Origin of the sequence: Prevotella ihumii (assembly GCF_900155655.1) — a bacterium.
Lineage (GTDB): Bacteria > Bacteroidota > Bacteroidia > Bacteroidales > Bacteroidaceae > Prevotella > Prevotella ihumii.
Window position 1 is genome coordinate 1,505,986 of record NZ_LT706987.1, and the last position, 11,948, is coordinate 1,517,933.

The window sequence follows — 11,948 nt, forward strand, 5'->3', positions numbered from 1 at the left end:
TTTTTATATTTGATTTACTGAGTTTACACTTCACACTTTGTTCTTGCAAATATCATCATTTTTAGTGGAATATGCAAGTCTTTTTCATTCATTAGTGTTATCAAAGCTATGAACAACGAAATGCAGACGAATCGCTTCGGCTGCATTTCTACACTTTTTAGACAAATCTATTACTGATTTGGATTGGGAATTATAATAATTTGGCAAGGGCTGAATACTTCATTATAGCCCTTGACTGACTGAGTAATTTATAAAATTCGCGAGCCGAATGTTTTACGTAGGCTTGCTTTATCTGGTGAATACAGCCCTCCATATCTGTATCCGAGGTTTCTAATGGTACACCTACTAAGCCTTCTTCGTCGTGGATACTGGCTTCGGCAAGCACAGTTATCATTTTGCTATGTCGTATCAGTTTCAGCAAGATGCTAACATCGTTTAGCTCAAGGCGTATTTTAAAGTTGTTGCTCGCTGATGTTACTTGGTCTTCAAACGAGTTGCGAGCTTGCAAACCACGAGCGGGCATAGCGAGGTCGTATTGCGCCAACTCGTCTATCGATACTGTTTTCTTTTTTGCCAATGGGTGTTCGCTACTCATTACTGCGCTCAAATGGTTGCTAAAGAGTACGTGACTATCAATGCGCTCATACTTTCGTGTAGGTTTGAAAGCCAACACAAAGTCTACTTCACGATTGAGCAACATCTCCATAAGCTCTTCCATCGTTTTGTAATAGATGTTGAGGCGCACGTTAGGATAGAGCTTTATAAACTCTAATACGGTTTCGGTGAGCAACGGACTGAATGTAAAGGTAACGCCAATGTTAAGTTCGCCTGTGAGAACGTCCTTCAAATCGTCCATCTTTTGTTGACACGCATCGGCATCAATTACTATCTTTTGTGCGTAGCTAATTAGTTTTTCACCTGCCTCGGTTAGTGATACTTCGTGGCTATTTCTTTCAAATAGTATGGTGTCAAACTCGTTTTCAAGCTGTCTTATCTGCTGCGAAAGAGTGCTTTGCGAGATGAATAACGCCTTTGAGGCTTCAGAGAAGTTGAGCAGCTCTGCTACTTTCAAGAAATATCTTATTTGTCTTAATTCCATAAATTATGCTAACTACGAGTTACTCGAAATGAGATTTTGTTTAAAATAAATATCGGAACAATCGTGCCCAAAACCATTCCAAGAATATCGAAAGCACACGTCAGCCCGTTAGAAGTACAAAGATACAAATAATGATTGAATAATTGTTCGTCTTCTGTGAATAAACACATCACAAGTCCTTCTACGGTGCGATACGCATACATACCTGGTATCATAGGCAGTAGCGATGGAAAGGAGAAGGTTTCGGGTGGACATTTGGCCTTAGAAGCCATACCCACTGAAACAAAACCTATAGCCAAAGCCGCAACAAAACTTGAAAATATGAGTCCAAACTCGTGGTAGTTGTTGTGCATAAACACGTAGCGTACAGCGTGTCCAACGGCAGAGATGAATGCGCAATACTTGTAAGCATTCTTAGGTGGATTGCTAATGCTTGCGAAACCAATGCCTGCCAAAGCCGCATAGAATGCGTCTTCCAAAACTAATAAAAGATATGTCATAAAAGTGTTTAAAATAACTGTAAGTTCATCAGGAGAATACCGCAAGCTAAGCCTACTGACAAGCAGAAGGTGAGCAAAAGCGCATTCATAAACCGACTGAAAGCTACAAGATATTCGCCTACGAGCAAGTCGCTGATGCTATTGATATAGGGAATACCAGGGATAAGGTAGAGTACGCACGTACCGAGGGCAACTTCGGGCTTGTCGCCAAGATGAAAGATGTACCCAGAAGTGGCGATTACTGATGAGAAGAAAGCACAAATGAGGAATACTAACTTGTGATCCATATGTTCTTCTATCAAGATTTGTTTTAGTCGGAACCCTGCTAAGGTGGCTATAAAGACAATGCCCATAGCGATGGCATCACCCCCGAAGATGCGGCAGAAGCCTAAGTTTGCCAATGATGCCAATACCAATACCACCCATTTGTTGGTAAAGGGGGCAGTGATAATTTTCCGAAAAGCCTCCTTGGCATCGTTCAAACTCATCTTCCCATCGGCAATTCCCCAACTCAACTTGCTCAACTGTGTATTCTTATAGAAGCTAATACCCGTTGCGGGAGTCTTTTTGATAAACACTTGCGAGCAGTCGTCCACTTCGGTAGTGAACTGAATACTGCCAGGAAGAATATTCATCTCAAACTTCAATCCCCACACTTGGGCTATGCGGTCTACATTTTTGGTGATACGCGAGCAAGTAGCTCCACAGCCGTAGAGCCACGCTGCGTAGTCAACAAGAAAAACTGCTGCCTCTTTTGGATTGATAGACATTGGTTTAGAGTTCATCTTCTCCGAGGTCATACATACTGAACTCGTCGCCCATTTCGAAAAGTTTATGGTTGCCGTGTCCACGTCGTGCGTTTACAGCAGAACGGATAATGAACATTGCTACCATCACCATCATTACTAAACTCCACATTGCAACTTGATTGTCCATAATTCTTATATTTTATATGTTATACGTTTATGTCTTGTTTTGTTTTACGCTTGCAAAGTTAGGGCTATTCGTACGCCAAAACTAAGATTGTTATAGGGTTGTTTCGATACCCACTATTGGGATAAATTAATTGAAACAAGGGTTTCGGTTTATGGTTTCCGATAGCCCTAACATTTTGTACTACGAATTCAAAAATGGAAAATGGATAGTTGTCTAAATGTAAAAACGGATAGACAGAATGGACTAAAAACAAGATATTCGCTTATAACTTTTGCTGAGTTTAGTCCACTTTTCTACCCTCATAACGCATAAAGAATAATGCAAATCAATCAAAATGACACATATCAAGCCTTGGTATTCGGTTTTATAGATACCTGTAATTGCAAAAGGTAAACTAAACCATTACTTTTTATAAAAAAGTTTAGAATTGACAGATAGCACCTATAGATAAAACCGATATGCGATGAATTAAATTTAGAAAAATAAGGGTTAAACCTCATTGGCTATTGATAAGAAAGATAGCAACCTGATTTCTCCGTTTCAGAAAAATAGAACATTCGTAAGTCAATTATAATGTTTTAAAAGGTGGTTTATAACCTGTTGATTATAAGGATTATATATCGTGGTTTTAAAACATATATGTTTGGCACTCCCAAACATATATGTTTTACCCTCCCAAAGTTGAACTTTGACAATCCAAACATATATGTTTTGCAGCTTAATAGTATATGTATTATTCTCAGAATATGGAAAGAGGAAGAATAGAACAATGTACAGCGGTGAGCACAAAAAAGGCGAGTAGCCCACCCAAGAGTGAACACTCGCCTTTAAAATAGCCTATGAAAATATCTTTTATTTTGAACGCCACAATCCGTGGAGGTTGCAATATTCACGTGCATAAACTTCCTTTGCGTCGGTCTTGAACTCAGCAACAGGCTTGTCTGTTGGGTCAAGATACTTGCGAAGTACTTCGTTGTTGTCAGTAATGAGTTCAATCCATTGGATAGAGTGAGCCTCGGTCATAGGGTGTTCTACTTCACCTACAGTAACACGATAACCGCCTTCTATTTTTTCTACTACTGGTACGTGCTTTTCTGTAGCTGCATCAGTTGTATTTTCAACTACCTTCTCAAAGCCACAAAGCTCTTTATCTGATGGAAGAATAATCTCTACTATATTGTTACACTCTGAACACTTATAAACGTCGTTTCTTTTTGCCATAATTATTTCTTATTTCAATGTTTTTGTGCCGCAAAGATAACGAATATTATTTTATCCACCAAATATTTCTTGTAATATTTACAAATTATTTGCTTTCTTGCAATTGAGCTATGCTTCCTTATAGTTGTACAAGGAGTGGGGAATACCAAAGTGGAGATAGGGTATTCGGTATAGATAAAATGTATGGGTATGATACATCACGTTCCTCAAAAGCAATCTTTGCATTATGCGGAACTTGATAAATCAAGCTCCTACGTCTTAGCGAGTAATTGGTATATAACCAAAAAACGAGGTGCTCACCTTGTCTATATAGGGAGCACCTCGTTGAGGTAATCTAATGGTTTGATAGGGAAACCAAAGTAGTTAACTTTTACTTATTGCAGAGCGTAAAGGTTTTAACACCATTGCCACACACCACTTTGAGGATAATTACACCCTTTGTAAGGTTGGCTGTGCTTATGGTGCTTTCGTTTCCGCCTTGCTTTAACAGCTGTCCTGTAGCCGAGTAAATGCTATAGCTCTTGTATGTTCCGCCCATTTCAATGCCATTAGCTGTGATGCGTGGAGCTACTACAGCCTCAGCACTTTCTACATCGTTGATACCTGTAACGATGGTTGCAAGTACCTTAACGATAGCAGGTTCGGCACCAGGGGTTTGAACCAAGAACATTGCTGCACGTTGGGTCTTTTCGTCACTCTTGTAGTTAAAGATAGCATCTCCGCCGTTCTTTGGCAATACATTTGGAGCAAAGGTGAAGTAACGGTTCATAACCTTAGGAACAAGGGTGATGGTTACAGGGTCGATAGCATTCTTGGTAGTAACCTTAAAGGTCTGGTCTGCACTCTTCAATCCTGCTTGGAAAGCAAAGTGAATGAACTTCTTGTCTACTTCCAATTCAGGTAAATCGGTGCGTCCAAATGTGAGGTTGTCTATCATAAAGTTGAGTGATGTTGCGCTGCCACCTTGTGGACTATAGAACGAGAATGCGATGTGGAAGTTGTCGTCTATCTGCACACTGTCTATCTTAGCGAGGTCTAAGCGGTAGTTGTACCAGTTTTCGTCTTCCACCTTTACACCTGCTGGTGCATAGTCGTTAAGATTGATAAACTGATCTACAGCCTTTCCGTCTTTTTCGGTAATGATATAGAAGCCGAATTGCTCTTTTCCATCAGATGTAGCATTAGCATAACGCAAGCTAAAGGTAAGTATTTTGCTTGCAGCCTTTTGGTATGAGATAGTTGGCGAAATGAGCCAAGACTCGTGTTCGCGAGGGTCTGTTGTGCCATAGTTGAGGAAACAGATTTGTGCTACCTCATTTTCCACCTTCTCTTGCTTCTTGTCTTTCTGTTCCCACGCATAGAATGGGCGTTCACCACGCAAGGTTAGGTTCTGCCAGTTGGTCAATCCCAATGCACGGGTGTGGCGCAAGTTGCTGAAAGTTTCGTTGAGAAGAGTCAAAGGCTGTGCGTCTGCATTCATTAGCATAGCCGACTGAATGTCGTTGAATGTTTCACGAGTTTCTATCTTGTTAGGTGTTATCTCTATTGTGTTCACCTCAAGGTCGGTCTCACCATTGTTTACAAAGCGAACAAATGTAGGACGATGGGTGTTAATGCTCATTTCTCCGTTAGCATTAGCCTTGCCCAACGACTTCCAGTGTCCACCACCATCGATAGAGTATTCCACGTCACACGCTGCTGCGCTTGTTGCAGGAGTCATCTTGATGGTATTCACACCATTAGGGAGTATCTCGTCGAAATACAATACACCCTTCTTGTTTAGCGTTACGTTGCTCTTGCTGTTCCATTTACCATCAAGTTTCCAATAGCCAAGGTCGTACTTGTTGTAGTTGTTCCAAGATGCCTTGCCTTTAAAACGCTTGTCCATAGGTTGGATTTCGGTAAACTTCTCTGCTATCACATCACCATTATTGGCTTTGCAAACACCCTTTAATTGTATTTTTAAAGTATCAGCCAAAGCTGTTTCTACCCAAAGTGTTGCTGTGTATTCGCCTGCTTCTTTTGGAGCAAAGGTAATGGTTAGCGGCTTTGAGTATAGAGATTCTTTTGATTGAGCATAGTAGTATAAGTTAGGATTGATGCGGAAAGCACCATTCACCTGTTGATACAATCCCAATGTAACACTTGTGATAACATCGTTTATCTCAAAGTTGAGCACCTGTGCGTCGGTCTTCTTAGGTTCAGCTGTCATTTCACGAACGGCCTCACCTTCCTTTATCTTGATAGTAGGCTTCTTGCCTTGTGCCATAACGTATGCCATCAATGAGAGCGAACCTGTGTTTTCTAATTCTGCACCTTCAAACTTAACGCTATAGCCCTTTGCATCTACGTATGCGCCTTTCTTGGTAGGCTTAACATTGAGATTTGTAACGATAGACTCGTTTTTACCTATCTCAGGAACGTCAAGGCTCAATACTTGATCTGAATTTGTTCCATTAAATTTAGGCTTAGTTGGGGCTGCAAGGTGTGCGGTTTGTATCGCTACGGGGATCTTTTGTTCTACACCTACTTCGCCAGTGATGGTGCGATATTGTGGAAGAATAGCAATAAGTTTGGTCTGATCCTTCTTTGCAAGACGGGTAACACTCATATCGTCTAAGCGCACCTGACTATTTGGAGCAACCTCAATCTTAAATTCTAACTTAGTTGCACCTTTAGGACAAGTGGTACGGAACTTCAGTCGTCCATAGGCTTTCATACGACCGAAGAATACCTTATCATTGTTGATAAAATCTTTTTCCTTTGATATTACTTCTTCGTTAGCATCGTTTAACCAACGCAAAGCTAAATGGAAAGGGCCTTCAGGCTTTGCGCTCTTAGCGGTAGAATAGAATACAAGACACTCCAATTCATTGCCTGCAACCACTTCTTTTTCAGGTGCTTTAAGGTCGATAACTTGCTTTACGTATCCCATTTCGTTATCGGTTGTAAGGCCTAAAGCAAAACCTGCGTCGTTGCTGTATCGGTCTGCACCTTCCAATTTCTTGGTTACGCCCTTCGTTTCCCAAGTCTTAGGCTTGTTGCCATCAAACTCGTAGAAGAGACCATCATGAAGTAGTTCCACAGTAGGTTTATCTACTACCACGGGAGCATCGTCTTCTGCCACACCAAAAAGTTCTACTTTAGCAGTAGCACCATCAGCATTAAAGACGATTGTAGCGTGCTTTTCGCCAGCAGAGGTAGGCTTGAAGTTTACCTTAAATTCGCTTCCTGTAGCTGGAATTGCAGTTGTTGGGATTTCAAAGTCTGCCGCATCGCCTTCTACGATTGGAGTGATAGCATCGCCACTATAGTTTTCGAATTGCACAGAAACGTCTTGTGGAATACCCATATCGCCCACTTTGACAGTGCCAAAGTTGAGTTCAGAAGGCAAAGCCTTGATGGTAGTATTTGCAACCTGTGCTCCTATCTCAATGTTTTGCAAAGAGAATGAGGCACGATTTTCGTAGTTTCCTTTTGCAATAAATGCAAGGAAGCCGACACCTAAGAGGTCTGAAGGAATGGTAAAAGTTTTAGCCTCATACTGAGATTGTCTGGGCACTGCAAGTACATCGCCAATCTCTTTAGCAATACTACCATCTTTGTTGATAATTGCTACTTGTAACTTTCCTTCTCCGTTTGCTGAAGTTGCTTTCCACATAAAGTTGAGCGATTGACCTGCAACCTTCGAAAGATTGAGCGCAGGAGATACAAGGTAAGCCGCATAATCCTCGGAAAGTTTCTTTACCTGAGTTACCAAAAGAGACATATTGAAATTATCGTTTTGCCAGCTATTGCTTTGCCATTTGGCTACACGAGGGTAATTGCAAACATTTACCCACTCGTTGTTTTTCAAAGCTTCAAAATACTTCTCTCTCATTGAAAGTCCATCTTGCGGACTGTCATCTTTTAGCCTACTAAAGTCTAATGCTTGAGCAAATGTCGGCACACAACCGAATATTGCAAATAGCATAAGTAGCCAAAAATGTCTTTGATTAATTGGTTTAAATTGGTTCATAGTTAATGATATTAATTTAAGTAGATGAATATAACTCGGTCAAAGGTAGTAATTTTCTTTCACATTAGACATATTTTATCCAAATAAATGCAAAATAGTCCTTATTTTCTACTTCTAACTATTGTTTTTATTCATTTTGTTTTGTTTCACCTTAATATAATAGCTTTTTGTCTATACCTGTTTGCGAAATTAATTTAGTGTGTATTAACTTCTCCCAATAGGTTTTATTGTTATGCTGATTTAACATTTGAATTTCATAAATAAAACTATTCTATAATTCTTTTTATATGTTCTAAATGTCTTTTATTAATATTGTAGAAAGTCAAAGTTCAACTTTGACAATGCCAAACATATATGTTTTACCACCTCAACCTTGATGTTTGGCGTCCTCAAACATCAACTTTTGCCTTCCGAAATACCACTTAATCGTACTTTTCTTGTTCATACTCTCCTTTTATTCGTTCCATATTACCACAATTTAAATACTATATTCTTGCACACTTTTTCCTTTTTGCTTATTACTCATTATCTATCAGTAGTTTACAGTTGCACACGCATTTATACCACTTTTGTGTATCACGCTTCTTTTCAACGCATATACGAGAATTATGACCAGTGTATTTAACACTTACCCGAAGTAAAACGGAAAAACAGAAAAAGATAAGCGATAAATACGTTACCCATCGAATAAGGTAATAATTGGTATAGTGGTTAAAAAATAAATCTACCAATGGGTTATCTGTAGTAATAATTATATAAGGAGAAAGATGTGAATGAAGTAAAAATCAAGTATAAAAACATTATATTCTTTCATTTTATACTTTTTCCCCTTATTTCTTATGGATATTTAAAATATAAATGTTACATTTGCTTACCTTTAGAACAACTCATCTAATAATAACGTTCTTAAAAGTAAACTGAAAAAGTATAATTTTAAACTATTAAATATGAAAAAAGTAACTTTACTTTTATTTGCTTTAGTGCAATTCTGTCTTGTCGCACAAGCGCAAGACCCTGTGATTGTAGATGGCGTGTTGCAAAAGTGGGAAGGTGCAGCTGATGCTATTACCATTCCTGACGAAGTGGTAGAAATTGCTCCCAACTGTTTCTTCACTGAAGGAGACCCTGACGAGTGGGGACAATCGGAAAGCGAAAGCAATACGCGCATTACAAGTATCAATCTTAACAATGTAAAAAAGATTGGTAAGAATGCTTTCCGCGGGTGTGTAGGCATCAATACCATTCAAGCTCCAAACCTTGAAGAGGTAGGAGAAAATGCGTTTAAAAGCTGTTCAGGACTTACAGCTTTAAATCTTCCTGTTATCAAAACCATTGGTACAGAAGCGTTTGCCGACTGTGTGGGACTTAGCAAAGTGACACTTGGAAACACACTTACCGCTATTACAGGTGAAGCTTTTAAGAGATGTACAGCGTTGACCAGCATCAAAATGCAAGGCGCAGGTAAATATTCAGTGAAGAACAATGCTATTCTCAGTGCAGAAAAGACTTTGGTTTACCTTGCTGGTGCTGCTACAGAGATAACACTTGGAGCTGGTGAGTGTACAGCCATAGGGCCTAATGCAATGCAGTCGAACGCTGAATTGAAGAAGATTACACTCCCTGGAGTTACTGTGATTGAGGACAAAGCCTTTATGATGTGTAGAGGATTGGCAGAAATATACGTTCCTAAGTTGCAAAAGGTGAATGGCGATTTATTCACTTGGATGGGTGTAGGTCAGTTGAGTATACTTGATATTCACGAAAGTACAGAAATACAAAGTCTTGGATCGTCGTTCAACGATAAGTCTGCTACAACTATTTATGTGGCTAACGAAGCTGTTAAAACTCGCCTGAAAAAACTATACCCTAAAAGTAATTATGTAATAGGTTCGCCTACTGGGTTGAACACATATAAGGTGATTTTCGATACCAACAACCACGATGCGGGTACAATCGAAGCTTGGCGTACTGGTGGCACAGCTATTAATAGTGGTGAAGAAGTGGCAGCAGGTCAGATGGTTAAAGTTAAGGCCTTGGCTTATCATGGTTTCCAAATCAAGAATTGGATTGTAAATGGTGTAGAACATAAGAGTTTCCCTAATGAAATGACCCCAGGTCAGATTTACACAAACAATGCTATTGATGGTCCGTTGACCATTATGGTAAACTTCGAAAAGAAGCCAGAGTTGTACACCATCTTCTTTAAGAGCAAGGCAAATGCTGCTTATGGTAAGATAGAGTGTAAGACTACAACAGGTAAAACTGTAAATACCACTGACGAGGTTGAACCTGGAACTAAGCTTATCTTTACCGCTACTCCTGCCGAAGGTTATCACGTAACAGAGTGGTACAAGTTGGTTATGGTTGATGGCGTTGAGAAAGAAGAAGTAATCCCAGGTCAGACCAATAAGACAACATACGAATGTGAAGCTGTAGATATGCTCGACATCCGTGTCGATTTTGAACGTGCGGCAGGTAGCCACATCGTGAAATTCGAATCATTGAACAAAGAGGGTGGTTCTATTAAGGCCGCTGTAGACGGAAAAGATATTCAGTCTAACGCTGTTGTTGCTGATGGTTCTAAAGTTGTATTTACTGCGCTTCCAAAAGAAGGCTATGTAGTAGATGCTTGGTTGCTCGACAATAAGGTACAAGAAGATCAGAAGGAGAATACCTTCGTTATCGAAAGTCTCAAAGCAGACGTTACTGTTTCGCTTGTTCTCACACGGCCTACACCGCCTGTAGAAAATCTTCCAGAGATAGAAAATGGTCATTTGAAGCACTGGACACCAAAGGGCGACGCTGTTACTCCTAATGGTGTTACCCATATAGACACCCGTGCATTTGAAGGTGCAAACAAAATGACATCGTTTATGATTACTAAGGATGTACAGTCAATTGGCGAACTTGCTTTCTTGTATTGTACAAAGCTCAATAAGATTACAGTAGACCCTGCTAACCCATACTTCAAAGAAGTGAATGGCGTAGTTTATACAAAGGACTTGAAGAAACTCGTGGCTTATCCTCTTGGCAATAGTGCTGAGTCTTACGAAATATTGAAGTCGACTCAAAGCATTATGCCAGGTGCGTTTGCATCAGCTATGTATCTTACAGGCGTTACTGTAGCTCAAGGCAACACAGCATTGAAGGCTGAAAAGGGTGCACTTTACGCTATGGACGGTACAACCTTATTCTATTACCCTGTAAGCTATCCAAATGAAAAGATTACATTGAAGGAAGGTATCACACGCATTGCACGTTATGGTTTAGCTTTCAACTTTATTCTTGATAAGTTGCAATTGCCTTCTACATTGAAGACTATCGACAATTTGGGTATGTGCTACAACTATAAGATGTCGCAAATGAAGTGGGCTAAAGACGTAGCACCTCAACTTGAAGAGGTTGGCGACTCTGCTTTCTATCAGAATCGTGCTATGATATTCTTCTCATACTCTGGTCCATTGAAGAAGATGGGTAAAAGTGCATTCGAAACTTGTACAGGTCTTACAGAAGTGGTAATTCCTGAAAACTGTGTCATTGGCGAATGTTGTTTCAAGGGCTGTTGGGCATTACAGAATGTGTATGTTTACCAAAAGACCCCACAAACTATTGCAGACGATATGTTCCACGACATTCAAGAAATAGCTACTGCTACCCTCCACGTGCCTGAAGGTACAGCTGCTGCATACAAGGCTGCACTCGGCTGGAAGCACTTCAAGAAGATTGCAGACGATATTCAACTTGCTGCTGGCATCAATGGTGTTACTGTAAATGGCAATGTTAAGGTTGTTGCTCAAGACAATGGTTATGTTATAGAAGGTTTGACAGCTGGTCAGCGTTATGCGGTTTACAATGTTTCAGGTGTAATGGTTGCAAGCGGTGTTGCTGATGGCAACAACGTATTTGTAGCTGTTAAGCGTGGTCAAATACACGTGCTCCATATTGCAGGCGTAAAGGCTATTAAGCTCTATTAAGAAAAAGACTGAGGATTCAACAGTCTGAAGTCGTTCTATAAATTAAAAGAGATTGCAATTACAAGGGATTGCAATCTCTTTTTTGTGTTTGATTTATTCAGTTGTTACAGAACTGCGTTCCATTAGATAGGCATACAATGTTGAGCTTCTTTTCTTATTTTACTCATCGCTTATCATTGGTTTCGCTCTGTTTTATAAAA

The 11,948-nt window shown here is 39.9% G+C and carries 7 protein-coding genes; 1 reads left to right on the forward strand and 6 read right to left on the reverse strand.

Annotation, left to right across the window (positions count from 1 at the left end; all coding sequences use genetic code 11):
• Window positions 1–190: 190 nt before the first annotated feature.
• The 6 genes from CZ367_RS06965 to CZ367_RS06985 all read right to left on the reverse strand — a co-directional run bounded on the left by CZ367_RS06965 (window position 191) and on the right by CZ367_RS06985 (window position 7,729).
• Window positions 191–1,099, reverse strand: a complete 909-nt coding sequence (locus CZ367_RS06965) for a LysR substrate-binding domain-containing protein (protein ID WP_077196203.1) — start codon at window positions 1,097–1,099, stop codon at window positions 191–193.
• Between the two features lie 8 nt (window positions 1,100–1,107).
• Window positions 1,108–1,599, reverse strand: coding sequence for a threonine/serine exporter family protein (locus tag CZ367_RS06970; protein WP_077196204.1), 492 nt, complete (start codon window positions 1,597–1,599; stop codon window positions 1,108–1,110).
• A gap of 8 nt (window positions 1,600–1,607) precedes the next feature.
• A complete protein-coding gene (locus CZ367_RS06975; protein WP_237581579.1) occupies window positions 1,608–2,384 on the reverse strand; it encodes a threonine/serine exporter family protein in 777 nt (258 codons plus the stop codon).
• Window positions 2,374–2,535, reverse strand: a complete 162-nt coding sequence (locus tag CZ367_RS15855) for a hypothetical protein (RefSeq protein ID WP_202613117.1) — start codon at window positions 2,533–2,535, stop codon at window positions 2,374–2,376. The genes CZ367_RS06975 and CZ367_RS15855 overlap by 11 nt, the downstream gene beginning before the upstream one ends.
• Before the next feature lie 852 nt (window positions 2,536–3,387).
• On the reverse strand, window positions 3,388–3,756 hold the full coding sequence (locus CZ367_RS06980; protein ID WP_077196206.1) for a desulfoferrodoxin family protein: 369 nt from the start codon (window positions 3,754–3,756) through the stop codon (window positions 3,388–3,390).
• 370 nt (window positions 3,757–4,126) lie between these two features.
• Window positions 4,127–7,729, reverse strand: coding sequence for a choice-of-anchor J domain-containing protein (locus tag CZ367_RS06985; RefSeq protein WP_237581581.1), 3,603 nt, complete (start codon window positions 7,727–7,729; stop codon window positions 4,127–4,129).
• Window positions 7,730–8,721: 992 nt separating this feature from the next.
• On the opposite strand from CZ367_RS06985, the gene CZ367_RS06990 reads away from it, so the two are divergent.
• Window positions 8,722–11,748 (forward strand): leucine-rich repeat domain-containing protein, encoded by a 3,027-nt coding sequence (locus tag CZ367_RS06990; protein WP_077196208.1) that lies wholly within the window; start codon window positions 8,722–8,724, stop codon window positions 11,746–11,748.
• The last annotated feature ends 200 nt before the right edge of the window (window positions 11,749–11,948 follow it).